The following is a 25,334-nucleotide window of genomic DNA, read 5'->3' as shown; positions in this document are numbered from 1 at the left end:
TCCTTTGTACTCACCCTCTCGGGCTTTCCTCCGGGCGCTTCCCTTCGGTCTTGCGTTTCCGACTCTATCAGATCTTTCCGATCCGATTTCCTCGGCGCTTTCCAGGTTTCCGCTCTCGCGGTTTCCTTTCCGGCGGTTCCGACTTTATCAGAAGTTTCTGAGCCGGATTTCCCTTCCCGGTCGGAAGCAGCCGCTGAGCCTGAGCTGAGTCGGGTGCCCCGTCGGGAGGAGTTGTAAACGTACTGGAGCGGGGCGCCTCGATGCAAATCGAGGCGCCCCGCTCCCAGTTGGTCCGGGTTCAGGCCCGACGGGCCGTCAGACCTCCACCACGACGGGCAGGATCATCGGCCGGCGCCGGTAGTTGTCCGAGACCCACTTGCCCAGCGTGCGGCGCACGAGCTGCTGGAGCTGGTGCGGCTCGACCACGCCGTCCTGGGCGGAGCGCTCGAGGACCTCCGTGATCCGGGGGATCACGTCGCCGAAGGCGGAGTCCTCGATGCCCGAGCCGCGGGCGTGGACGTGCGGACCGCCGGTGATCTTCCCGGTCGACGAGTCGATGACCACGAAGACCGAGATGATGCCCTCGTCGCCGAGGATCTTGCGGTCCTTCAGAGCCGGCTCGCCCACGTCGCCCACGGAGAGTCCGTCGACGTAGACGTATCCGGCCTGGACCTTGCCGGAGATCTTGGCCTTGCCCTCGACGAGGTCGACGGCGACGCCGTCCTCGGCGATGACGATGCGGTCGTGCGGGACGCCGGTCATGGCGCCCAGCTCGGCGTTGGCCCGCAGGTGGCGCCACTCGCCGTGCACCGGCATCAGGTTCTTCGGCCGGCAGATGTTGTAGAAGTACAGCAGCTCGCCCGCGGAGGCGTGGCCGGAGACGTGCACCTTGGCGTTGCCCTTGTGGACGACGTTGGCTCCCCAGCGGGTCAGGCCGTTGATGACGCGGTAGACCGCGTTCTCGTTGCCGGGGATCAGGGACGAGGCCAGGATGACGGTGTCGCCGTTGACGATGCGGATCTGGTGGTCGCGGTTCGCCATGCGGGACAGGGCCGCCATCGGTTCGCCCTGGGAACCGGTGCAGACCAGGACGACCTCGTTGTCGGGCAGGTCGTCGAGCGTCTTGACGTCCACCACGAGGCCCGGCGGGACCTTGAGGTAGCCGAGGTCTCTCGCGATGCCCATGTTGCGGACCATGGAGCGGCCGACGAAGGCGACCCGGCGGCCGTACTCGTGCGCCGCGTCCAGGATCTGCTGGATGCGGTGGACGTGGCTGGCGAAGCTCGCGACGATGATGCGCTTGCGCGCCCCGGCGAAGACCTGGCGCAGGACGTTCGAGATGTCCCGCTCGGGCGGGACGAAGCCCGGGACCTCGGCGTTGGTCGAGTCGGCGAGGAGCAGGTCGATGCCCTCCTCGCTGAGCCGGGCGAACGCGTGCAGGTCCGTGAGGCGGCCGTCCAGCGGCAGCTGGTCCATCTTGAAGTCGCCGGTGTGGACGACCATGCCCGCGGGGGTGCGGATGGCGACGGCCAGCGCGTCGGGGATGGAGTGGTTGACGGCGACGAACTCGCAGTCGAACGGGCCGATGCGCTCGCGGTGCCCCTCCGCCACCTCCAGGGTGTACGGACGGATGCGGTGCTCCTGGAGCTTGGCCTCGATCAGGGCCAGGGTCAGCTTGGAGCCGATCAGCGGGATGTCCGGCTTCTCGCGCAGGAGGAAGGGGACGCCGCCGATGTGGTCCTCGTGGCCGTGGGTGAGGACGATGCCCTCGATGTCGTCCAGGCGGTCCCTGATGGACGAGAAGTCCGGCAGGATCAGGTCGATTCCGGGCTGCTCCTCCTCGGGGAAGAGCACTCCGCAGTCGACGATCAGCAGGCGGCCGCCGTACTCGAAGACCGTCATGTTGCGGCCGATCTCGCCGAGGCCGCCGAGCGGGGTGACACGCAGGCCGCCTTCGGCAAGCGGCGGGGGCGTGCGGAGTTCGGGGTGCGGATGACTCAAAAGACTCTCCTCACCACGCGCGCCACGTACCGGTGTGGCACGTGGCGCGCGTGACGTTCGTGCATGAGCAGTTGTCGTGTGGGGTGTGCGGGCACCGGTGGCCCGCGTATTCAGTTGTGAAGCAGGTGCGCGGAGGCCGCGCGAAGTCTGGTGTCAGAGCTGTACCCCGCCGGCGGCGAGATCGAGCTTGAGCTGCTCGATCTCCTCCGGCGCGCACTCGACCATGGGGGCGCGCAGCGGCCCGGCGGGGAGCCCCCGCAGGGCGAGCGCCGCCTTGGTGGTCATCACACCCTGGGTGCGGAACATGCCGGTGTAGACGGGGAGCAGCTTCTGGTGGATCTCGGTGGCCTTCTGCACGTCGCCCGAGGTGTACGCCTCGACCAGGGCGCGCAGCTCGGGCGTGACCACGTGGCCGACGACCGAGACGAAGCCGACGGCGCCGACGGAGAGCAGGGGGAGGTTGAGCATGTCGTCGCCGGAGTACCAGGCGAGGCCGGAGCGGGCGATGGCCCAGCTCGCGCGGCCGAGGTCGCCCTTGGCGTCCTTGTTGGCGACGATGCGCGGGTGCTCGGCGAGCCGGACGAGGGTCTCCGTGTTGATGGGGACACCACTGCGGCCGGGGATGTCGTAGAGCATGACCGGCAGGGCGGTCGCGTCGGCGACGGCCGTGAAGTGCCGGTAGAGGCCCTCCTGCGGGGGCTTGTTGTAGTACGGCGTCACGACGAGCAGGCCGTGGGCGCCGGTGCGCTCCGCCGTGCGGGCGAGCTCGATGCTGTGGTGGGTGTCGTTGGTGCCGACTCCGGCCACGACGTGGGCGCGGTCGCCCACGGCTTCCAGGACCGCCCGTACGAGGTCCGCTTTCTCCGCGTCGCTGGTGGTCGGGGACTCGCCGGTGGTGCCGTTGATGATCAGGCCGTCGTTGCCTGCGTCCACCAGGTGGGTGGCGAGTCGCTGAGCGCCGTCGAGGTCGAGTGCGCCGTCCGCCGTGAAGGGCGTGACCATGGCGGTGAGGACCCGCCCGAAGGGGGTCTGCGGAGTCGAGGTCGGAGCCATGGGTTACACGCTACTCGTTGCTCAGGACCGGGTCTGCCCGCGGGTCGGCCGACAAGTTCGGACAAAGGGGAGCCCGGCACTGCTTGCTCGGGGGTTCAAGCAGTGCCGGACCCGTTCGATCAGGCTAGGCGAACTTCGCGAAATGCCGCAATCGGGACACTTCGCACGGCTGAACCGTACATCTGTCCCTGATCGGCGAACCGGGGCGCGTTACGGCGCCACGCGTCCGTTGGCGTTGAAGGCCGCGTACGTGAGCGGCATGAGCCGGGCCCACTCGGCCTCCATCTTCTCGCCGACCATCTCGATCTCGCGCTGCGGGAAGGAGGGGACCTTCGCCAGCTCGTGCTGGGTGCGCAGGCCGAGGAAGTGCATCAGGGAGCGGGCGTTGCAGGTGGCGTACATCGAGGAGTAGAGGCCGACGGGCAGGACCGCGCGGGCGACCTCGCGGGCGACGCCGGCGGCGAGCATCTCCTGGTACGCCTCGTACGCCTGCCGGTAGGAGTCCTCCATCACCCGGCCGACCAGCTCCTGCTGCGCCTGGGTGCCCTCGACGAAGACGTACTTGCCGGGACGGCCCTCCTGGACGAGCTTGCGGGACGCGTCCGGGACGTAGAAGACGGGCTGGAGCTCGCGGTAGCGGCCGCTCTCCTCGTTGTAGGACCAGCCCACGCGGTGCCGCATGAACTCGCGGAAGACGAAGATCGGGGCGCTGATCAGGAAGGTCATCGAGTTGTGCTCGAAGGGGCTGCCGTGCCGGTCCCGCATCAGGTAGTTGATCAGGCCCTTGGAGCGCTCCGGGTCCTTGCTCAGCTCGTCCAGGGACTGCTCGCCCTGGGTGGAGACGCGGGCGGCGAACAGGACGTCCGCGTCGGACGCGGTGTGCTTGACCAGCTCGACGGTGACGTCGCTGCGGTAGCTGGGCTTGAGGTCGTCGGCGGGGGTGTCGGTCACGATCGGCAGGGCCTTCCCATCTCGTCATTCGGCGTCGCCACTCTACGGCTCGCCGGAAGGGGCGCGATCGGGGGCGTGCCGCAATGAAGTCGGTGAAACAGGGCACCTGCGGGGGAGCTCGTTCGTCTCTCTTGACGACAGCTGTCCATAGCACCCCCGAAGAGGAGACGCACCCCCCATGTTCGGTCGGCGTGAACCCGTACCGTTTGCCTTCGTCGCCGAGGCCGACAGGTTCCGCAGCAATGTCACTCCCCCACCGCCCGAGCGGCCGTCGGCGGGTGAGCTGGCCGGGCGCTGGCTGCTCGGCCTGACGATCGTCGCGGGGCTCGTGGGGTCCCTGGTCATCGGGACCCCCGCGCTGTCGCCCGGCCATCCGGCCGACCGGCCCCAGCAGTCGCAGGCCTCCGAGCGGCGCTGAACCGCCCCGCGGGGCCGCGCCCCCATCCGGCCCCCCGCCAGTGGTGACCGGGGACACAGATCGGTAGCCTCACCGGGCACAGCCCACGCATGGATCGAGTGAGGACCCGCCGTGCCCCTGCCCTTCCTGACGGCCGACCGCGTTTTCGAGGCGACGGACGACGTTCCGCTCCCCTACGAGGACCGTGACCACTGGCGGAGGCCGTACCGGCCCGGACCCTGGCGGGTGGGCACGGCGGCGCTGGCGCTGCTGCTCGCCTCGTTCGTGCTGTTCGCGGCGGTCGTCATCGCGGCGACGGCCGAACTCACCGCGGCGCTCGTGGTGTTCGGCCTCGCCCTGCTCGTCATCGCCACGGCCGTGCGGCTGTTGCGCATGGGTGTGTGGGTGAGCGCCCGGGGGCTGCGGCACGTCGCGTTCTTCACGACGCGGACGACGCCCTGGGCGCAGGTCTCCTCGGTCCGTACGGTGCAGCAGCCGGTGCGGTGGCTGGGGCTGCCGCGTACGGTGCAGGGTCAGGCCCTGCTGCTCGCGCGGCAGGGTTCCGGTGCGGACGCCGTGCCGCCGTTGATGAGCACCCACGACGCGGACTTCCTGGGCCGCACGGAGGCCTTCGACCGGGCGGCGGACACCGTGGAGGCCTGGGCCGACGAGTACCGGCCGCACTGACCCCCTTGTCATGCCGGCGGGGCCGGACCGTCATGCGGTCCGGCCCCGCCGGCGTGTGGGGGTGTGTCGGCATGTGGGGGTGTGTCGGTCAGGCCGCTTCCGGCTGCTTGCCGTCGTGCAGCGCGATCGCGCGCTGCATCGCCTTGCGGGCCCGCGGGGTGTCGCGGGCGTCGTGGTAGGCGACGGCGAGACGGAACCAGGTGCGCCAGTCCTCGGGCGCGGCCTCGGTCTCCGCCTTGCGCCGGGCGAAGACCTCGTCGGCCGAGTCCCGGTCGACGCGCCCGCTGGGGGTCCGCCTCAGCTCGTCGACGGGCAGCCCGCCCTCGGCGTCGAGTTCGGCCGCCAGGGCGTTGGCCCGGCGGACGAACTGCGTGTTCTTCCACAGGAACCACAGGCCGATGCCCGGCAGGATCAGCACCGCCACCCCGAAGGTGACGGTGAGGGGCGTGCCGGTCTCGATGAGCAGGACGCCGCGGCTCCCGACCAGGACGAAGTAGACGACCAGGACGGCGGCCGTGAGGGCGTAGGTGAGCTTCGCGCGCATGAGGGTCAGGGGCTCAGTTCAGGTCCAGGAAGTGTTCCAGGCCGAAGGTCAGGCCCGGAGTGGTCACCACGCGGCGGGCGCCGAGCAGGATGCCCGGCATGAAGCTGCTGTGGTGGAGCGAGTCGTGCCGGACGGTGAGGGTCTCGCCCTCGCCGCCCAGCAGGACCTCCTGGTGGGCGAGCAGGCCGCGCAGCCGTACGGCGTGCACCGGGACGCCGTCGACGTCGGCGCCGCGGGCGCCGTCCAGGGCGGTGGCCGTGGCGTCGGGTGCCGGGGCGGTGCCGGCCGCCCGGCGGGCCTCGGCGATGAGCTGCGCGGTGCGCGTGGCGGTGCCCGAGGGGGCGTCCACCTTGTTCGGGTGGTGCAGCTCGACGACCTCGACCGACTCGAAGTACGGCGCGGCGAGCTGGGCGAACTTCATGGTCAGCACGGCCCCGATGGAGAAGTTGGGCGCGATGAGCACGCCCGTCCCCGGGGACTTCTCCAGCAGGCCGTTCAGCTGCGCGAGGCGCTCGTCGTTCCAGCCCGTGGTGCCGACGACGGCGTGGATGCCGTGGCCGACGCAGAACTCCAGGTTGGCCATGACCGAGTCGGGGGTTGTCAGTTCGACCGCGACCTGGGCGCCGGAGTCGGTGAGCGCCTCCAGCGCGTCGCCCCGGCCGAGGGCGGCGACCAGTTCCATGTCCTCGGCGGCTTCGACGGCCCGGACGGCCTCCGAACCGATCCGGCCCTTGGCGCCGAGGACCGCCACGCGCAGCTTGCTCATCTCTTGTGCTTCTTTCACCAGGGGGAGGGTCAGGCGACGGCGTCGTGCAGGCGGGCCGCCTGTTTGTCCTTCAGCGGGCCGATGACCGACAGGGAGGGCCGCCGTCCCAGGATCTCGCGGGCGACCGCGCGCACGTCGTCCGGGGTGACCGACGCGATGTGCGCCAGCATGTCGTCGACCGACATCTGCTCGCCCCAGCACAGCTCGCTCTTGCCGATGCGGTTCATCAGCGCACCGGTGTCCTCCAGACCGAGGACCGTGGAGCCGCGCAGCTGGCCGACGGCACGTGCGATCTCGTCGTCCGGGAGGCCGTGCTCGGCGACCTGGTCGAGCTCGTCGCGGCAGATCTTCAGCACGTCGTGGACCTGGGAGGGCCGGCAGCCGGCGTAGACGCCGAACAGGCCGCAGTCGGCGAAGCCCGAGGTGTACGAGTACACGCTGTAGGCCAGGCCGCGCTTCTCGCGGACCTCCTGGAACAGGCGGGAGGACATGCCGCCGCCGAGGGCGGTGTTCAGCACGCCGAGGGCCCAGCGCCGCTCGTCGGTGCGGGACAGGCCCGGCATGCCGAGCACGACGTGCGCCTGCTCGGTCTTGCGGCCGACCAGCTCGACCCGGCCGGCGGCGCGCAGCGCGCGACTGCCGCCGCGCGGGGCGACGGGCTCGGCTGCGAGGTCCCGGAAGGCCCCGGCCTTGTCGAAGGCGGCGCGTACCTGGCGGACGACCTTGGCGTGGTCGACGTTGCCGGCGCAGGCGACGACGAGGTGGGTCGGGTCGTAGTGCTTCTTGTAGAAGCGGCGGATGCGGTCGGCGGTGAGGGCGTTGACCGTGTCGACCGTGCCGAGGACCGGGCGGCCGAGGGCGTTGTCGCCGAACATCGTGTGCGCGAACAGGTCGTGCACGCAGTCGCCCGGGTCGTCCTCGGTCATGGCGATCTCTTCGAGGATGGCGCCGCGCTCGACGTCGACGTCCTCCTCACGGATGAGCGAGCCGGTCAGCATGTCGCAGACGACGTCGATCGCGAGCGGCAGATCGGTGTCGAGCACGCGCGCGTAGTAGCACGTGTACTCCTTCGCCGTGAACGCGTTCATCTCGCCGCCGACCGCGTCGAGGGCGGAGGAGATGTCGAGGGCGCTGCGCTTGCGGGTGCCCTTGAAGAGGAGGTGCTCGAGGTAGTGGGTGGCGCCGTTCAGCGCCGGGGTCTCGTCGCGGGAGCCGACGTGCGCCCAGATGCCGAAGGTCGCGGAGCGGACCGAGGGCAGGGTCTCGGTGACGATGCGCAGGCCACCGGGGAGGGTGGTCTTGCGCACGGTGCCGATGCCGTTCTCGCCCTTGATGAGGGTTTGGGTACGGGCGACGGCCCGCGCCTCCGAGGAGGTGCGGGCCGTCGCCTGGGAGCCACGGGACGTCACTGGTCGGCGTCGTCCTTCTTCGTCTCGTCGCCTTCCTCGCCCTCGATCACGGGGATCAGGGAGAGCTTGCCGCGGGAGTCGATCTCGGCGATCTCGACCTGGACCTTCTGGCCCACGCCGAGGACGTCCTCGACGTTCTCCACGCGCTTGCCGCCGGCGAGCTTGCGGATCTGCGAGATGTGCAGCAGACCGTCCTTGCCGGGGAGCAGGGAGACGAAGGCGCCGAAGGTGGTCGTCTTCACGACTGTGCCCAGGTAGCGCTCGCCGACCTCGGGCATCGTCGGGTTGGCGATGCCGTTGATCGTGGCGCGGGCGGCCTCGGCGGCCGGGCCGTCGGCGGCACCGATGTAGATGGTGCCGTCGTCCTCGATCGTGATCTCGGCGCCGGTGTCCTCCTGGATCTGGTTGATCATCTTGCCCTTGGGGCCGATGACCTCGCCGATCTTGTCCACGGGGATCTTGACGGTGATGATCCGCGGGGCGTTCGGGGACATCTCGTCCGGGGTGTCGATCGCTTCCATCATCACGTCGAGGATGTGGAGGCGGGCGTCACGGGCCTGCTTCAGGGCCGCGGCCAGGACGGAGGCCGGGATGCCGTCCAGCTTGGTGTCGAGCTGGAGGGCGGTCACGAAGTCCTTGGTGCCGGCGACCTTGAAGTCCATGTCGCCGAAGGCGTCCTCCGCACCGAGGATGTCGGTAAGGGTGACGTAGTGGGTCTCGCCCTCGATCTCCTGGGAGATCAGGCCCATGGCGATACCGGCGACGGGGGCCTTCAGCGGCACACCGGCGTTCAGCAGCGACATGGTGGAGGCGCAGACCGAGCCCATGGACGTCGAGCCGTTGGAGCTCAGCGCCTCGGAGACCTGGCGGATCGCGTAGGGGAACTCCTCGCGCGTCGGCAGGACCGGGACCAGGGCGCGCTCGGCGAGGGCGCCGTGGCCGATCTCGCGGCGCTTCGGGGAGCCGACGCGGCCGGTCTCGCCGGTGGAGTACGGCGGGAAGTTGTAGTTGTGCATGTAGCGCTTGCGCGTCACCGGCGACAGCGTGTCCAGCTGCTGCTCCATGCGGAGCATGTTCAGCGTGGTGACGCCCAGGATCTGCGTCTCGCCGCGCTCGAACACGGCGGAGCCGTGGACCCGCGGGATGGCCTCGACCTCGGCGGCCAGGGTGCGGATGTCGGTGACACCGCGGCCGTCGATGCGCTTCTTCTCCTTGATGACGCGCTCACGGACCAGGGTCTTGGTCAGCGAGCGGTACGCGGCGGAGATCTCCTTCTCGCGGCCCTCGAACTCCGGCAGGAGCTTCTCGGCGGCGAGCTGCTTGACGCGGTCGAGCTCGGCCTCGCGCTCCTGCTTGCCGGCGATGGTGAGCGCCTGGGCCAGCTCGGGGCGGACGGCGGCGGTGAGCGCCTCGAGGACGTCGTCCTGGTAGTCCAGGAAGATCGGGAACTCGCCGGTGGGCTTGGCGGCCTTGGCGGCGAGGTCCGACTGCGCCTTGCACAGGACCTTGATGAAGGGCTTCGCGGCGTCCAGACCGGCCGCGACGACCTCCTCGGTCGGCGCGTCGGCGCCGCCCTCGACCAGCTTGATGGTCTTCTCGGTGGCCTCGGCCTCGACCATCATGATCGCGACGTCGCCGTCCTCCAGGACGCGGCCCGCGACGACCATGTCGAAGACGGCGTCCTCGAGCTCGGTGTGCGTCGGGAAGGCCACCCACTGGCCGCGGATCAGCGCGACGCGGACGCCGCCGATCGGGCCGGAGAAGGGCAGGCCGGCCAGCTGCGTGGACGCCGAGGCCGCGTTGATCGCGACGACGTCGTACAGGTGGTCGGGGTTGAGCGCCATGATCGTGGCGACGACCTGGATCTCGTTGCGCAGGCCCTTCTTGAAGGACGGGCGCAGCGGGCGGTCGATCAGGCGGCAGGTGAGGATGGCGTCCTCGGAGGGACGGCCCTCGCGGCGGAAGAAGCTGCCGGGGATCTTGCCGGCGGCGTACATCCGCTCCTCGACGTCCACCGTGAGGGGGAAGAAGTCGAGCTGGTCCTTGGGGTTCTTGGAGGCGGTGGTGGCCGACAGCACCATGGTGTCGTCGTCCAGGTACGCCACGGCGGAGCCGGCGGCCTGCTTGGCCAGGCGGCCCGTCTCGAAGCGGATGGTGCGGGTGCCGAACGTGCCGTTGTCGATGACGGCCTCGGCGTAGTGGGTCTCGTTCTCCACTAGTGATGTCTCCTCGTCTTCGTCCCGGCTGCCCGTGTGGCAGGGGGACGGTTGCGGAGAGGCGCACGGTGCTGTGCGGGCCGGTCTTCGATCGAAGCACCCGGGGATCTCTTCTCCCGGGGGCCACTACCGAGGACCGGCGGCGGCTCGGCGCGCCTCTCCTCGTTCGTCTTACGTGATACGCCGTACCCACCGAGGTGAGGACGTATCACGCTGTGTCGCATCTTGCGTCGTGCTACCACACTACAAAGCAGGGGTGACACTGCGCACGTACGGCAAAGGGAGCGGTTCCCTTTTCCTGCCGGGAACCGCTCCCCTCACGGCGTCTTACTTGGCGCCCGCCGCACCGCGGCGGATGCCGAGGCGCTCGACCAGCGCACGGAAGCGCTGGATGTCCTTCTTCGCCAGGTACTGCAGGAGGCGGCGACGCTGACCGACCAGGATCAGCAGGCCACGACGCGAGTGGTGGTCGTGCTTGTGGGTCTTGAGGTGCTCGGTCAGGTCCGAGATGCGGCGCGAGAGCATGGCGACCTGGACCTCGGGGGAGCCGGTGTCGCCCTCCTTCTGGCCGAACTCGGTGATGATCTGCTTCTTCGTAGCGGCGTCGAGCGGCACGCGTACTCCTCATTAGGTCTGTGATGGGCCACCGAGTGCCCCCGGTCTGCATCTCGGGGGAGCTTCCGTGACTCGGAAGGCGGGGATCCGCTGGGCGCGGCCTCCAGGGCGAGGGATCGCTCCGGGGGTGCGTACACAAACGGCCGTCGACCAGGGTAGCAGGCGGTGAGGGGCGGCTTTGCCGGGCAGGTGACCGGGTGCGTGGAGGTGGCCGGGGCCAGGCGGGTGGCCGAGGCCGGGCAGGTGACCGGGGCCGGGCAGGTGACCGGGGCCGGGCAGGTGACCGGGTGCGTGCAGGTGACCGGGGTCGGGCAGGTGGCCGAGGCCGGGCAGGTGACCGGGGTGGGCCGGGCGCCTCCTCGCAGGGCCCGGCCCACCAGTGGCGGACCCCCGGGCGGCCCCGGCCGCCGCCGGGCACATCGTCTCAGGTCAGCCGGTCATGGACCGGACGTCGGTGAGGACGCCCAGGACGGCGAGGCACAGCGGGACCAGGGAGAGCAGTACGGCCCCCTCCGCCAGGTCGAGGAACCGGCCCCAGAACGGGGACAGGCCCTTGCGCGGGACGACGAGCCCGACGGCGGTGAGGAGTGCGGCGCCCGCCGCGACGGCCGCGGTCAGCCAGACCGTACGGGCGTCCAGCGCCCCGCGGTCGCCGTGGAGCACGAACTCGGCCAGGGCCGCCGCCGGGGGGTTCAGGGCGAGGCCGAGCAGCAGCAGGGCGATCGCCGCAATGCCCGCCACCAGCACGCAGACCACCTGGGAGGTGTAGCGGAACAGCCGTGCCCGGATCAGCATGGCCAGCCCGGCGGCCAGCGCCAGCAGCTGGCCCCAGACGTCGTCCGAGAAGCCCAGGACCGCCGCGGAGGCGATGACGACGGCCGCCGTGCCGGCCACCAGTCCCAGCAGCATCTCGTGCCCGCGCCTGGCCTGCGCCGCGATCCGTTCGGCGTCCAGCGGCTCCTCGTCGGGGCCCTGCCCGGGGTCCGGGTCGAAGTCGTCCTGCGCGGCCGAGCGGGGTGAGGCGTAGCCGATGGGCAGGCGCGCGAACCGCGCCGACATGCCGGGCAGGAAGGCCACCAGGCCGATCGCGGCGGGCGCGCACACGGCGGCGGCCGCCGTGGCCGAGGCGCCGGCGACGATGGCGACGAACGTGACCAGCGACCCGACCGCCGCGAGGAAGGTCGCCGCCACGAAGGGCGCGTCCGAGGCCGGGGACAGCGCGGCCAGCACCACGGACGCCACCAGCACGGTCACGCAGCCCAGCATGAACTGGAGCTTGCCCGGTCCGTGGCCCGCCTGCGGGCCGACGATGCCGGTGCCGGCGATCATGAGCAGCGGCAGCGCCGAGAGTCCCAGGGCCGCCGCCGAGGCGCGGTCCGCGTAGACGCGGGTGCGGACGCCGGCGAACGCGGTGAGGAGCAGGCCGACGCCACCGGCGAGGATGCCGGGCAGTCCGCTCATGTCGTGGCGCACCGGGTCGGCGTACCAGAGGACGAACCCGCACAGCAGCACCAGCAGTGCGCCGCCGGCCAGCCCGGCCGCGCGCAGCAGGTCGTCGCTCCACAGGTGGCGGTCACGGATCACGGCCGAGGCGACGGCGTCCGAGACGTCGTCGTAGACGGCCGGCGGCAGCGACTCGGCGAAGGGGCGCAGGCTCAGCACCTCGCCGTCCAGGACGCGTTCGTCGGCCAGGGTGCGCGCCCCGTCCAGCACCCGCCCGTCACGGCGGACCAGGTGATAGCCCGTCGGGGTCCCGGCGGGCTGGGTCTGGCCCGTCAGACGCAGGATCTCCGGGTAGACCTCGGCCACGGCCAGGTCCACCGGCAGCGCCACGTCGATGCGACTGTCGGGCGCGACGACGGTGACTCGGCAGAACCCTGTTGCCGTGGTCGTACTCACCTTCACTGACCCCCTGCTTCGCGGATGCGTACGCTGCGGTGCGCCACCCTACCGACAAGCGCCGTCGGTCGTGCCGAGTAGGATCACCGGGCAGCGCGGGAGGGCCGGTACCACGGGGGTGCCGGTGGGCAATCGCCCGTCGGAGCAGGGGGATTGGCCTCGGTGAGCCAGATCGTCGTCAAGCGTCCGCCTCGTGCGCTGCCGCCCGAAGTGCCCTCGGAAGAACTGCAACTGGAAGCTCCTCCCGAGTTGCCGCGCGGGCAGCAGGAGGGCGTGCTCATGCAGGTGCTGCCGACGCTGGGCATGGGCTCGTCGGTGGTGTTCTACTTCGCCTCCCCCAACGCCCATCCGTTCATGCGGATCATGGGCGTGGTGATGCTGGTGTCGACGGCCGCCATGGTGGTCGCGCAGATCGTCCGCTACCGCCGCGGTACGCAGGGGCAAATGGCCGACGTGCGGCGGGACTACCTGCGGTACCTGGCCCAGACGCGCCGCCGGATCCGGCGGACCGCACTGCGCCAGCGCGACGCCCAGTTGTACCTGCACCCCGCCCCCGACCAGTTGTGGGCCGTGGTCGCCGAGGGCAGCCGGGTGTGGGAACGACGCGTCGGTGATATCGACTTCGGGCAGGTGCGGCTCGGCCTGGGGCCGCAGCAACTGGCCACGCCCCTGGTCGCGCCGGACACCGCGCCGGTCGACGAACTGGAGCCGCTGTGCGCGGGGGCCATGCAGCGGTTCCTCACCGTGCACGGCCAGTTGGACGCCCTGCCGGTGGCGGTGTCGCTGCGCGCCTTCTACCACGTCACGGTGTCGGGTGAACCGGAGTGCGCCCGGTCCACGGCCCGCGCGCTGGTGACGCAGGCGGTCACCCTGCACTCCCCCGACGACCTGCTGGTCGCCGTGGTCGCCGCGCCCGCGGCGGTGGAGCGCTGGGACTGGACCAAGTGGCTGCCGCACAGCCAGGTGGCCGGGCAGGTGGACGGGGCGGGCACCCGGCGGCTGTTCGGCGACGACCTCGGAGAGCTGGAGGCGCTGCTCGCACCCCGGCTGGAGGGCCGTCCGAGGTTCAGCAGGGACGGCCGCCCGCTCCTGGACCAACCGCACGTGCTGGTGGTGCTGGACGGCGGCATGGTGCCGCCCACCTCGGTTTTCGCCGCCGCCGAAGGGCTGCAGGGCGTCACCGTGGTGGAGGTCGTCGCCGGTGACCTGGACCAGCCGCGCGGTGACCTCTCCGTCGTGGTGCGCCCGGACCGCCTGTGGCTGGACTCCGGTGGCGGCATCGCCTACGAGGGCACGCCGGACACGCTGTCGCCGGCCGCCGCCGAGGCGCTGGCCCGCCAGCTCGCCCCCCTGCGCATGGGCGGCGGTGACGACGACGAACCCCTGCTATCCAACCTGGACTTCACGGACCTGCTCGGACTGGGCGACGCCGCCTCCGTGGATGTCCAGCGCACCTGGCGGCCCCGGTCCACCCCGGAGCGGCTGCGCGTGCCGATCGGTGTGGGCGAGGACGGCCGGCCCGTGATGCTGGACCTGAAGGAGGCCGCCCAGGACGGCATGGGGCCGCACGGACTGTGCGTGGGCGCCACGGGTTCCGGCAAGTCGGAGCTCCTGCGCACCCTCGTCCTGGGACTGGCGGTCACGCACTCGTCCGAGACGCTCAACTTCGTGCTGGCGGACTTCAAGGGCGGCGCGACCTTCGCCGGCATGGCCCAGATGCCGCACGTCGCCGCGGTCATCACCAACCTGGCCGACGACCTGACCCTGGTCGACCGCATGGGCGACGCCATCCGCGGCGAACTGCAGCGCCGGCAGGAGCTGTTGCGGTCGGCCGGCAACTACGCGAACCTCCACGACTACGAGAAGGCTCGCGCCGCCGGAGCCCCGCTCGAGCCGCTCGCGTCCCTCGTCCTGGTGATCGACGAGTTCAGCGAACTGCTCACCGCCAAGCCCGACTTCATCGACATGTTCATCCAGATCGGCCGCATCGGGCGGTCGCTGGGCGTCCATCTGCTGCTGGCTTCCCAGCGGCTGGAGGAAGGCCGGTTGCGCGGCCTGGACACCTACCTGTCGTACCGCGTAGGCCTGCGCACCTTCTCGGCCGCCGAGTCCCGTGCCGCGCTCGGCGTGCCGGACGCCTACCACCTGCCGTCCGTGCCCGGCTCGGGCTACCTCAAGTTCGGCACGGACGAGATGGTGCGGTTCAAGGCCGCCTACGTGTCCGGCGTGTACCGCACGGGCGGCCCGGAGGCCTCGGCCGGCCGGCTGCCCGTGGAGCGGCGGCCCGCGCTGTTCACGGCGGCTGCCGTGCCGGTGACGTACGCGGCGCCCGAACCGGGGCAGGACCCGCAGCCGCGCGGGGAGGACGACGCCCTCGCCGACACCGTGCTCGACGTGATCGTGCAGCGCCTGGAGGGGCAGGGCGTGCCGGCGCACCAGGTGTGGCTGCCGCCGCTGGAGCGGGCACCGGCGCTGAACGACCTGCTGCCCGCGGTGGCCGTGACCCGCGAACGCGGCGCGCACGCCGCCGAGTACACGCGACTGGGCGGGCTGACGGTCCCGCTGGGACTGATCGACAAGCCGTACGAGCAGCGACGCGACGTCCTGTACCAGGACTTCTCGGGTGCGGCGGGGCACATGATGGTGGTGGGCGGCCCCCAGTCGGGCAAGTCCACCCTGCTGCGCACGCTGATCTCCTCGTTCGCGCTCACCCACACACCGCACGAAGTGCAGTTCTACTGCCTGGACTTCGGCGGGGGCGGCCTCACGGCGGTGAACGACCTGCCGCACGTGGGCGGGGTGGCGTCCCGGCTCGACCCCGAGCGGGTGCGGCGGACGGTCGCGGAGGTCGCGGGCATCCTCAACCGGCGCGAGCGGTTCTTCCGCAGCAACGGCATCGACTCGATCGCCACCTACCGGCGCCGCCGCGCGGCCGGTGAACTGCCCGGCGAGACCTGGGGCGACGTCTTCCTGGTCGTCGACGGCTGGGGCGCCTTCCGCAACGACTACGAAGGGCTGGAAGGCGTCGTCCACGACATCGCCGGGCGCGGCCTGGGCTACGGCGTGCATGTCGTGCTGTCCGCCTCGCGCTACATGGAGGTGCGCGCGGCCCTGAAGGACCAGATCCTGGGCCGGCTGGAGCTGCGGCTGGGCGACGCCATGGACTCCGAGTTCGACCGCAAGGTCGCGCTGAACGTGCCGGCGGGCGTGCCGGGACGCGGCCAGGTCCCGCAGAAGCTGCACTTCATGACCGCACTGCCGCGCATCGACTCGCTGTCCGAGGCGGACAGCCTGACCGAGGCGACGGCTCAACTCGTGCGGACGGTGCGCGGCGGCTGGCAGGGGCCACCGGCCCCGACGGTACGGCTGCTGCCGCGCAAGCTGCCCGCCGACCAGCTGCCCAAGGGGTTCGAGTTCCCGCAGCACGGCATCGCGATCGGCATCGACGAGGCCGGCCTGGAACCGGTCTTCGTCGACTTCGACACGGACCCGTTCCTGCTCGTGTTCGGTGACAGCGAGTCCGGCAAGACCAACCTGCTGCGCCTGATCGCCAAGCAGATCGCCGAGCGCTACACCCCGGCCGAGGCGCGCATCGTCGTCGGGGACTACCGGCGCACCATGCTGGAGGCGGTGTCGGAGGAACACCTGCTGGAGTACGCGCCGATGGCGTCGGCCATGCAGGTGCACATGGACGCCATCGGCCAGTTCATGGAGCGGCGCGCGCCCAAACCGGACATCACGCCGCAGCAGCTGCGGGACCGCAGCTGGTGGAGCGGCCCCCAGCTGTTCGTCGTCGTCGACGACTACGAACTCGTCGCGGCGGGCTCCGGCAACCCGATGGCGCAGCTCGTGGAGCACCTGCCGTTCGCCCGGGACGTGGGCGTCAAGTTCATCGTCGCGCGCAGCTCGGCGGGCGCCTCGCGGGCGATGTACGAGTCCTTCCTGCAGCGGCTGAAGGAGCTCGGCGCGCAGGGCGTGATCCTTTCGGGTGATCCGAGCGAGGGCGACATCCTGGGCAACGTGCGGGCGCGTCCCATGCCTCCCGGACGTGGCGTGTTCGTGTCACGCAAGCGCGGGACGCCGCTGATTCAAGTGGGCTTGCTACCGCAACGGCACTAGGGTGATCGGGTCCGGGCGCGGAGACGGGGGCGTCCGGAAGGGAACGGGGAGGTTGCAGAGGTGAGTTCGCACGGGGGCGGCGGCACGGGCGGGGCGCCGGACACGGGCCAGGCGTTCGACACGTTGTCCGGGGTGAACCCCGCGATGGCGCTGGACATCCAGCACAAGGCCATGGCGGGCTTCAAGAAGCGCGTCGACGCCCTGCTGCGGGAACTGGACGAGTCGGAGGCGGCACCGGCCAAGGTCGGCCAGGACCGCCTGCAGCGCGCCCAGCTGGGCGCCGCCGAGTTCAAGGAGGCACAGTTCCTCTACGACTCGTACGCCGTCGTCCACGACGAACTGGAGAAGCTGTCCAAGGCCCTGGGCACACAGATCGAGAGCATGGGCCTGGCGGTGCACGCGTCGCGGGTGGGCTACGAGAACCTCGACGCGGACATCAAGGCACGGATGAGGGCGGTCAACGCGGAGGCGGAGAAGTACTACGTGGCGGGGCGCGACCCCTACGCGGAACGGCCGGCCGGTACGACGGATGCGACCGGCGGGGCCGGTAGTACCGGTGGGGCCGGTGGGACCGGTGGGACCGGTACGGGTGGCGCGGCCGGCACGCCGGAGCCTTCGACCACCGAGGGGGGAGAGTACTGATGGCCGGGCAGACGGGCCGCGGGACGCCGCAGCCGGGGCGTACGGACTTCGAGTCCATGACGCACGAGCAGTTGGCGGCGCTGCTGGAGTCGGCCAGTTCGGCGGGCGCGTCCCAGCTCGCGACGAAGCTCGCCAAGGCCTCGTCGACGATCACGAAGATCGGCGACGACCTCATGACGTACGTCAAGGGACTGGAGTGGCAGGGCGAGGGCGGCGACGCCTTCCGCGACTGGGGCGGGCAGAGCGCGGCCGCGACCCTGCGCCTGGGCCAGTACGCGGAGGTCGCCTCCCGCTGGATGGCCACGGTGGCCCAGGCGGTGGCCGAGGCCAAGGCGGCCATGCCGGCCACGTCCGAGACCACCCAGGCCAAGGCGGACCTGGCCGACGCGCGGAAGGCGTTCGCCACGACGCAGGAGCCGGGCGCACGCAACGACCCCGACGCCCGCAAGCTCGCGCAGACGGCCCAGTCCGACGCGACGGCGGCGCAGCAGCGTATGGAGGCGGCGCGGGCGGAGGCGATCCAGCAGCTGCGGAAGCTGGCGCAGACGTATGAGTATTCGGCGCAGCAGGTGAATGGGGTGGAACCGCCTACGTTCTCGCCTCCGGCCGAGCATCTCAATGCCTCGGATTGGCAGCGACCCGGCCATTATTTGTCCGGCAGTTCACCGAACGGGGCGGGGTCGACCGCGGCCGACCCCGCGTACGGAGACTCCGCCGAACAAGGGGGCTCGTCTGCTCGCACCGCCTCAGCTGCGGATGCAGTCGCAGCCCCGGTCACGCTTCCGCGTGAATCCGAGCGATCCGTTCATTCCGGCCCCGTGATGATGGACATCGATGCTGCGACCGTCATGCCGGAAACACCTCGCGCAAGTGCGACCACAGCAGTCCCACAGGCTGCGGGCGTCTCCCATCCCGAATCCTCGCTTCCCACGCTGCCTGTCCTGCCGGCTCCGACCACCGCAGGCCGCGTCGGAGCCAAGACTCCGGTGCCCCTGTCACCGCCTTCCGGCCCTTCATCTGCCCGCGGGCCATATCTGCCAGGGCAAGGACTTGGGCAAAACGGCACGGTCGGCAATCCAAGAACGCCAAGTGCCGGGATTGTCGGAGGGCGCCCGGTGTTGCCCGGTCCGAACGCTACGAAGCCCGGCGTGCCTCGCGGCACGCTCATCGGTGCCGAGAGCGCACAAGGACGGGTTGGTCAGAGCCAAGCACCCATGGGCCGAAGTGGTTCCCCCGGCATTACGGCAGGCGGTAGCGGCGTCACCGGCCAGAACGGCCTCGTGGGAGGTAGGCGTCTGGCCTCTGAGAGTGGCGGGGCAGTCGGCAACCGCCCGGTCCAGCCGGGTCGCGGCGGCGCTCGGCCCTTCACGCCCGGCGGGTCGGGTCTGGTACGCACGAGGGCATCTGACGTATCTCCGAGGGACGCAGCGTCAAGCCGTGCTGCCATAGGATCACGTCTCGGTCAGCCTCCGACGCCGCGCAGAGAACCTCAAGGGGAAGACCGAGGGCAGCGACCGGACTACCTGACGGAAGAACGTGAGACCTGGGTTCGGCCGGATGTCCGTCCGCTACCCCGTGTCGTCGACTGATCCCGTAATCCCCCGCGTTAAGGAAGCCCTATGCCTACCAGCGGTATGCGTACGCGGCGCTCGGCCGCAGCAACCGTCCTTGGCCTGCTGCTGGTGGGCATCTCCGCGATGCCGGCCCATGCTGAGTCCGTCCGTGCCAAGCAGTGGCACCTGGATGCCATGCGCGCCCAGGAGATGTGGAAGGTGAGCACCGGCCGCGGTGTGACCGTCGCAGTCATTGACTCTGGTGTCGACGACTCGGTGGCCGATCTGCGGGGGCAAGTGCTGGACGGCAAGGACTACTCCGACCAGCGCGGCGACGAACACACGGATCTGGAGGGGCACGGAACTGGAATGGCAGCGCTCATCGCGGCGACCGGTGCGCGTGGATCGCTGGACGGGTCCTTCGGTCTAGCTCCGGGCGCCAAGATTCTTCCCATCCGTATGAGATACGCCACGGAGAAGTTCGGGCAGGTCGACGGCGGAGCGGAGTACTCGCGCGCCATGACCAAGGCAATCCGGTACGCGGCTGACTCCGACGCCCAGATCATCAGTATCTCCGTGGGCAGACCCAATGCCTCCGGCCGCCGCAACGTCTCAACACCGGAGCTGTCAGAAGCTGTCAAGTACGCTATCGGCAAAGGCAAACTGGTCTTTGCGGCCGTCGGCAACACGGGTAATACGTCCAACTTCCTCTACTACCCTGCTGCAACTCCGGGCGTCGTCGGCGTGAGTGCTTCCGACAAGGAAGCCAAAGCGCTCCCCAACTCGCAAAGGGGGCCGCAGGTCGACCTGATGGCGCCCGGACGGGACATCGTCAGTGCCTGTGCAGGTGGCACGCAGATCTGTATCGGGAGCGGTACGAGTTCAGCCACAGCCCTGGTCTCTGCTTCTGCAGCCCTCGTCTGGTCAAAGCACCCTGACTGGACCAACCATCAGGTGCTCCGGGTACTGTTGAACACGGCGGGCAAGCCCAAGAATGGCGACGAGCGCACCGACTCCGTCGGCTACGGCACTGTGCGGCCTCGCGTGGCCCTCAAGACTCCAGGTGATCCAGGCCCGGCGGACAAGTACCCCCTGCCGGACCTCGCCGCGGCCGCCGCATCTCCCTCAGCGGAAGCTTCCACACCCAGCGACTCCGAGACACCGACCACGGGTGCTGGACATAGAGAAACGGCCGCTTCTGAGGCACGTGACGACGAAGACGTCACGTGGTGGGTCGCTGCGGGAGCCGGAGCCGCCGTCGTCATCGGCATAGCGGTCACCCTCGCCGTCCTGCGCACACGCCGCCGACGAGCGAACCAGGCATCGCCGCCACTGCCCCCGCCGCCGCCGTACTCCCCTTACGGCCACCCGCAGCAGTACTACCCCCACAACCCGCCCCAGGGTCATGCCGCCGATCCCTTCCCTCGTGGCGGAACCCACAGCCCAGACCAGCACGGCTGACACGGCGCGAGCCGACCGCTCAGCCGACGGATCGAGGAACCACCGTGTCGTTCGATGAGATGTGGGGGCAGGCCCGCAGCACCGCGGTAGCCCGGCAGCAGAGCAGCATGCAGCTGAATCAGCTGCCGGCGGAGCGAGGTGACGGAGGAGGCAAGCAGCTCGTCGCGGACTCCCACTTCCTGAGGAAGCGCGCCACGAACACCGACACAGTGCGCGAAGCCTTCATGAAGGCGGACAACGATGCGGCTAAGGAAACCGACCAAGTCGGCCCGAGTCTTAAGGGATTCAAATCCGCCTCTGCCCTCTCCACATTCATGACACGGTGGAAAAGCCAGATGCAGTACGTGGACAGCCTGCTCAAGAACGACATCGCCGGCACTCTTCGTACCAGTGCAACGGAGTACGCGGCGCGGGAACAGCGGGAGAAATCTCGCCATGGCCGCGAGAAGCTCAAGTAGTACGACCTTCTGCTGAACGAGGAACGATGCTCGACTACCAAACGCTTCTCGATGCTGACTTTACGGCGCTGTCCGACGCCGTGGACAAGTGGCGCACACTTCCTGGCAAGTTCCGGAAGGTACACACACAGTACGGCAACACCGTCCAGAAGGACCTGGAAGGATCCAACTGGCAGGGTGCCGGGGCTGAAGCCGCACTCGACAAGGTCGAAATCGTGGGCAAGCAGCTCACCGCCGCAGCGGATGAAGCCGGGGACATACACAAGCTACTGGACGATGCGCACGAAATCTTCACCCGTTCACAGAGCAAGCTGCGAACGCTCAAGCGTGACATCGAATCCGATGACTACGTGTCGATCAATGCGAACGGCGATGTGTACCTCGATCCGCCCAAGGACACCCCGACGGAACACATTGGTGCGCTGAACAAGAGTTATCAAGACACGCTCAGAGCCTACAGAGAGAGCATCCGATCTGCGATCGATGCGGCGCAAGAAGCAGACGAGACACTTTCCTGGGCGCTGAGTCAGGATGTCAACGGGCGAGGCAAGGGCTTCAATCCCAACAGCTACGGCAGCATCGTGGATGCCCAAAAGGGCCGGAAAAAGGCTGACGAGGACCTCAAGGAGCTTGAAGGACTCATCGGGGACAAGAGCAAACTGGCCTTGGCTGGAGCCGACGAGCCCTTGGACCTTGCAACCCTCCGCCGCATCAACCAGTTGATGGCCCGCCATGAAGGGGACCCCTACTTCGCCGAGAAGTTCGCCACCCGCCTGGGCGCTGCGGGCACGCTGGAGCTCTGGACTCGCATCGCCGACCGTGTGCAGACGGGCGATGCGCACACCAAGGCATCCGCAGCCATCCAGAAGTCACTGAGCTACACGCTTGCCACGGCCTCGCACTCGGACAGCAAGGCCATGAACAAGTGGAAGCACGACGTCATCGCCCTGGGAAGCGAGCAGGTCAATTACCTGGACATGAAGCGGGGAGTCACCCAGGACGGGCCGTACGGCTTCCAGGTGATGAGCAGCCTGATGCGCTACGGGAATTACGATGCCGAGTTCCTGAATGCGTACGGCGAGAAGCTGATCGGGTACGAGAAGGAACACAAGGATCAGAAGCCGAACGAACTTTGGCGAGCGGACGGCAACCCCTCCCCCTTCCTCAACTTCGGCTCCGGGAACGACCACGGCATGGATCCGATGGCCGGCTATCTGGAAGCGTTGGGCCACAATTCACAGGCAGCAAAGAATTTCTTCTACTCCTCAGATTGGGACACCGATAAGCGGAATCCACATCTGCAGCATCTGCTGGAGCGCGAGTGGCCGAATGCCAATCCGTTCGCCGAAGACAGTCGAGGTTACGGCTATGACGAGTTCGGCCATGCCCTAGAAGCCGCTACGCTCGGTGTGCCGTATGACGCTTCGGACGGCGTAGTGGTGCGCGACAACCGCACCGCCAACATTATGGAACAAATCGTGGTCGGCGTGTCCGAAGACATGGAATTTGTTAATGATCGACCTGGCATCGGAGATAGCCTTGCCCGAATGGCGGCAGGCTACATGGACGATCTAAATTGGTCCACTATGGACGAAGGAGGCAGGGGATCTTACCTGGGACGCGATGAGATTTATCAGTACACGAGCACTGGCCACTTGAGCCTTTCTTATGAGACTGCAAGCAAGTACCTATACAACGTTGCTCAGCATGAGGGGGGATATACGATCCTATCCTCGGCGCAGCAAGCATTCACACTTGGCGCTCTGGACGCGCATCACAGCGACGCCGATTCAGCCCGCAAAGCCCTCGCGAATGGTGGCCATGTTCACGGCATCCTTGATGAGGCCAGACTCTCTTATGTGGACAAAAATTTCGGCGATCAAACCGACAAGATAAACGATAAACTCGCCGAGTCGGCAGAGTGGAAAAAGTTCGGGATCAGTCAGGGTGCAGGGCTAGCTACAGGGCTGATTCTGCTCCCTTTGGCTGGGCCCACCACTGCGGCAGCGGCTGCCTTTGTCGTCCCTACTCTGGTCGAGGGTGCCAGTGGCGCGGTCGAAACACAGTGGGGTATTGAGATCGACCGTGAAACGAAAGAAAAGGAGGTTGACCTCTCGAACAAGAACCGAATGTCGGAAAGTCGATTTTCAGAGCTGGGACGATTTCGGGCAACTAGACCGGCACTGATTCATATGCAGCAATACAACGGTCAAGATTACACCGATGACGTCCTGAACGCCTATGACCGGGGCGCCAACAATGCAAATCGCACCGATGGAGGTCGCCGGTGATTCGGTTCAAGCCTTTGCTGCTCTCCACGACCCTGTTGGTCAATTTCTGTGCGGCTTGCGGAAGTGACGGTGTGCTGCACGGCAAGGAAGCCATAAACCAAGCTTGCGGCAACGTACTGGACAGGGTCACTACGAGAGAAGCAGAGAAGAGTGAGCATTTTGAGTCTTTGTACGTGAAGGAGTCCGATTCCCAGTTCTCTCATCCAGCCGCTGCCAAAATCGTACTAAATGATGACCACCTCGCGTATGCATGCAATTTGACAATCGATGACACTAGCGGATGGGCGCGGGGCAAGGGGTTCAGCATTACCTTCAAGCCGGGTCGTGAGCGACTATTTGATGAGACCGCTAAGCGCAGCTACAGCTCTTTCAAAGCCTACGTACTCGATGGGAATATGCAAGCAACAGTCGAGGCCGACAGTGCTGACGTAGTGTTTCCTTGCGAGATAGACGGCCGCCGCAGCCCTCTATTCGTAATAGGAAGCATCTACGAGCGTCTAAACCTTTCAGTGCAATCGCGGCTTCGCACGCTTTTCCGCTCAGCTTCTGAGATGGCCGATCAACTAAAGTGCGACAACGACATTACGTTCCCGGCACCGAGCACTATGACACCCTTGCCCAGGAAGTCATCCACTCCTTAAACCGAGTCCTACAGGCCCAGTTTGGGGAACCGTTTGTAGCATCAGAGTGTGGATGCCAGCCCGAGAAAGGCCAGGTAGTTGCGAAGTCGATGCCTTCGCGGGCGATGCGGACGCCGATGTGCTTACCCCGCAGCCAACGCCGCAGGTTAGAGATGCATGTCTTCCCACACCGGCCCGGGACCAGATGAGGAATCGGCGGTGCACGGGGCGACTTCGACGCCCCCGAAGCATGGTGGTAACGCCCGTCAAGCACAGCCGCTGACCAGTTCTTAAGACGGTCGCGGCGAATACCGCCTCGTCGATGCCTCGACCAGGCGCCACGCGGACCCGTCTGCCGGGGCGTGTTCGAGCGGACACGTGTGGGAGGGGCGGCCGCCCGAGGCCGCCGCCCTTCGCCGTTCGGCGCGGTGTGCCCCGCGTCAGCTCATCAGCATGCGGAAGCGGGCCGCGTTGCCCTTGTCCGTGTCCTGGTAGCCGAGGACCGAGTCGTCCAGGAGCTGGGCGATGCGGGCCAGCTTCTGGCACATCTGGTCCATCTCCGTGCTGCTGCTGCGCTGGATCTCGCCGTAGGCGGTCTTCGCCTCGCCCTCCCACGTCTCGGCGACCGCCTTGACCTTGCGCATCAGGGTCTCGAGGCCCTCGTTCAGCTCGCGCGCGGTCTTGCGGACGTCGATCGCGGCCTGGGTGACCGTGTCGTAATTGACGGCGGTGCGGTCGTAGTTGACGCTCATGGTGCGGGCTCCTTGGTGGCGTTGAGGCGTGGTCGTCAGGCGAGGTCGGTGATGCGGCTGGAGACCTGGTACGAGTTGTCCACCTTGCGGATCTCCGAGACGCGCGACTGCTCGTGCTCGCTGAAGCCCTTGACGCTCATCCGCATGACGTCCTCGAGGTCGACGAGGTTGTCCTGCAGCTTCCTCAGGTGCTGGTTCACACCGCGCTGCACGGCGTCGAACTCCTTGCCCGCGGCGCCCTGCCAGCCCGCCTGGATCATGTCCACCACGGTGTTGAGCGAGGTCACGCGGCTGCTCACGTCCCGGTGGAAGTCTCGGATCTTGTCGGCGAGGTCTGTCAGATCCTGGTCGCTGTAATCGACGCTCATGGTCTCTTGCCCTCCTGTAGAAACACCGCCTGGCGGGCAAGAACCGCTCCGACTCCCGCGCGACGCGTGGTCGCAGCGTCGCACCGCCCCCGTGCAGTACCACACATGTGGCACCTGGAAGCACTTTAGTCACTCGGTTCGAGGGTTCCAACTGCAAAGCAGGCCAGGGCCAGTTCGTGGCCAGTAAGGTGACTGGCGATCGTTGCTGAGCAGTCGAAGGGATCTCCGCCATGGCCGGTGTGCCGGACGAGGACGTCAAAGCACGCAAGGAGCGGGAGCGGGACGAGCTGTACGGGCTCGACATCTCCGGTGTGGAGTGGCATTGCGCTCCGGGAACGGAGGCGCACGAGGAACGTGTGGAGATCGCGTATCTCCCCCACGGCGCCGTGGCCATGCGCTCGTCGCTCGACCCGGACACCGTGCTGCGGTACACGGAGGCCGAGTGGCGGGCCTTCGTGCTCGGGGCCCGCGACGGCGAGTTCGACCTGGAGTCGGCGCCGGGTGGCGGCGTCACCGCCTCCTGACGGCGCGT

At 68.6% G+C, this 25,334-nt stretch carries 20 protein-coding genes; 9 read left to right on the top strand and 11 right to left on the bottom strand.

Going from position 1 to position 25,334, the window contains the following annotated elements:
* Window positions 1–315: 315 nt before the first annotated feature.
* From ACZ6ZN_RS31715 to thyX, 3 genes are all read right to left on the bottom strand, one after another.
* Complete coding sequence (locus tag ACZ6ZN_RS31715) at window positions 316–2,001, bottom strand: ribonuclease J (RefSeq protein WP_398106243.1); 1,686 nt, start codon at window positions 1,999–2,001, stop codon at window positions 316–318.
* Window positions 2,002–2,154: 153 nt separating this feature from the next.
* Complete coding sequence (gene dapA, locus ACZ6ZN_RS31710; protein WP_398106244.1) at window positions 2,155–3,054, bottom strand: 4-hydroxy-tetrahydrodipicolinate synthase; 900 nt, start codon at window positions 3,052–3,054, stop codon at window positions 2,155–2,157.
* 210 nt (window positions 3,055–3,264) lie between these two features.
* Complete coding sequence (thyX, locus tag ACZ6ZN_RS31705; RefSeq protein WP_398106245.1) at window positions 3,265–4,005, bottom strand: FAD-dependent thymidylate synthase; 741 nt, start codon at window positions 4,003–4,005, stop codon at window positions 3,265–3,267.
* Window positions 4,006–4,183: 178 nt separating this feature from the next.
* Between thyX and ACZ6ZN_RS31700 the strand changes: the two genes are divergently transcribed.
* Both ACZ6ZN_RS31700 and ACZ6ZN_RS31695 read left to right on the top strand, forming a co-directional pair.
* Complete coding sequence (locus ACZ6ZN_RS31700) at window positions 4,184–4,423, top strand: hypothetical protein (RefSeq protein ID WP_369193406.1); 240 nt, start codon at window positions 4,184–4,186, stop codon at window positions 4,421–4,423.
* A gap of 111 nt (window positions 4,424–4,534) precedes the next feature.
* Window positions 4,535–5,089 (top strand): hypothetical protein, encoded by a 555-nt coding sequence (locus tag ACZ6ZN_RS31695; protein ID WP_469651569.1) that lies wholly within the window; start codon window positions 4,535–4,537, stop codon window positions 5,087–5,089.
* Between the two features lie 88 nt (window positions 5,090–5,177).
* Here ACZ6ZN_RS31695 and ACZ6ZN_RS31690 read toward each other — a convergent pair whose 3' ends face one another.
* From ACZ6ZN_RS31690 to eccD, 6 genes are all read right to left on the bottom strand, one after another.
* Window positions 5,178–5,633, bottom strand: coding sequence for a hypothetical protein (locus tag ACZ6ZN_RS31690; RefSeq protein ID WP_398106247.1), 456 nt, complete (start codon window positions 5,631–5,633; stop codon window positions 5,178–5,180).
* 13 nt (window positions 5,634–5,646) lie between these two features.
* The gene (gene dapB, locus ACZ6ZN_RS31685) at window positions 5,647–6,399 is read right to left on the bottom strand and encodes a 4-hydroxy-tetrahydrodipicolinate reductase (RefSeq protein ID WP_469651567.1); all 753 of its coding nucleotides are present in this window, start codon (window positions 6,397–6,399) and stop codon (window positions 5,647–5,649) included.
* 29 nt (window positions 6,400–6,428) lie between these two features.
* Window positions 6,429–7,808, bottom strand: coding sequence for a M16 family metallopeptidase (locus ACZ6ZN_RS31680; protein ID WP_469651565.1), 1,380 nt, complete (start codon window positions 7,806–7,808; stop codon window positions 6,429–6,431).
* Complete coding sequence (locus ACZ6ZN_RS31675) at window positions 7,805–10,024, bottom strand: polyribonucleotide nucleotidyltransferase (protein WP_383504171.1); 2,220 nt, start codon at window positions 10,022–10,024, stop codon at window positions 7,805–7,807. The genes ACZ6ZN_RS31680 and ACZ6ZN_RS31675 overlap by 4 nt, the downstream gene beginning before the upstream one ends.
* Before the next feature lie 327 nt (window positions 10,025–10,351).
* Window positions 10,352–10,639, bottom strand: a complete 288-nt coding sequence (gene rpsO / locus ACZ6ZN_RS31670; protein WP_286065081.1) for a 30S ribosomal protein S15 — start codon at window positions 10,637–10,639, stop codon at window positions 10,352–10,354.
* A gap of 429 nt (window positions 10,640–11,068) precedes the next feature.
* On the bottom strand, window positions 11,069–12,538 hold the full coding sequence (eccD, locus tag ACZ6ZN_RS31665) for a type VII secretion integral membrane protein EccD (protein ID WP_469651562.1): 1,470 nt from the start codon (window positions 12,536–12,538) through the stop codon (window positions 11,069–11,071).
* Between the two features lie 162 nt (window positions 12,539–12,700).
* Here eccD and eccCa point away from each other — a divergent pair, with 162 nt between their 5' ends.
* The 6 genes from eccCa to ACZ6ZN_RS31635 are packed head-to-tail and all read left to right on the top strand — an operon-like array spanning window position 12,701 to window position 23,062.
* Entirely contained in the window at window positions 12,701–16,657 is a 3,957-nt protein-coding gene (gene eccCa, locus ACZ6ZN_RS31660; protein ID WP_469651561.1) for a type VII secretion protein EccCa, read from the top strand.
* A gap of 60 nt (window positions 16,658–16,717) precedes the next feature.
* Window positions 16,718–17,299: a hypothetical protein gene (locus ACZ6ZN_RS31655; protein ID WP_469651560.1), complete on the top strand. Its 582-nt coding sequence runs from the start codon at window positions 16,718–16,720 to the stop codon at window positions 17,297–17,299.
* Between the two features lie 56 nt (window positions 17,300–17,355).
* Window positions 17,356–18,888 (top strand): WXG100 family type VII secretion target, encoded by a 1,533-nt coding sequence (locus ACZ6ZN_RS31650; RefSeq protein WP_469651558.1) that lies wholly within the window; start codon window positions 17,356–17,358, stop codon window positions 18,886–18,888.
* Window positions 18,889–18,918: 30 nt separating this feature from the next.
* Window positions 18,919–20,313 (top strand): type VII secretion-associated serine protease mycosin, encoded by a 1,395-nt coding sequence (gene mycP / locus ACZ6ZN_RS31645; protein ID WP_469651555.1) that lies wholly within the window; start codon window positions 18,919–18,921, stop codon window positions 20,311–20,313.
* A 44-nt stretch (window positions 20,314–20,357) separates the two neighbouring features.
* Complete coding sequence (locus ACZ6ZN_RS31640) at window positions 20,358–20,771, top strand: hypothetical protein (protein WP_469651553.1); 414 nt, start codon at window positions 20,358–20,360, stop codon at window positions 20,769–20,771.
* Window positions 20,772–20,797: 26 nt separating this feature from the next.
* Window positions 20,798–23,062, top strand: coding sequence for a DUF6571 family protein (locus tag ACZ6ZN_RS31635; protein WP_469651551.1), 2,265 nt, complete (start codon window positions 20,798–20,800; stop codon window positions 23,060–23,062).
* A 1,060-nt stretch (window positions 23,063–24,122) separates the two neighbouring features.
* Here ACZ6ZN_RS31635 and ACZ6ZN_RS31630 read toward each other — a convergent pair.
* Both ACZ6ZN_RS31630 and ACZ6ZN_RS31625 read right to left on the bottom strand, forming a co-directional pair.
* A complete protein-coding gene (locus ACZ6ZN_RS31630) occupies window positions 24,123–24,434 on the bottom strand; it encodes a WXG100 family type VII secretion target (protein ID WP_369193424.1) in 312 nt (103 codons plus the stop codon).
* A 35-nt stretch (window positions 24,435–24,469) separates the two neighbouring features.
* On the bottom strand, window positions 24,470–24,802 hold the full coding sequence (locus ACZ6ZN_RS31625; RefSeq protein ID WP_369193425.1) for a WXG100 family type VII secretion target: 333 nt from the start codon (window positions 24,800–24,802) through the stop codon (window positions 24,470–24,472).
* A gap of 230 nt (window positions 24,803–25,032) precedes the next feature.
* Here ACZ6ZN_RS31625 and ACZ6ZN_RS31620 point away from each other — a divergent pair, with 230 nt between their 5' ends.
* Window positions 25,033–25,326 carry a DUF397 domain-containing protein gene (locus ACZ6ZN_RS31620; RefSeq protein ID WP_369193426.1) on the top strand — a complete coding sequence of 98 codons (294 nt, stop codon included), beginning with the start codon at window positions 25,033–25,035 and terminating at the stop codon, window positions 25,324–25,326.
* Window positions 25,327–25,334: the final 8 nt, after the last annotated feature.

The sequence above is a fragment of the Streptomyces sp. NPDC053665 genome (assembly GCF_055585285.1).
The sequence above is the reverse complement of the archived record's forward strand: the minus strand, read 5'-3'. Positions and strand labels throughout refer to the sequence as shown.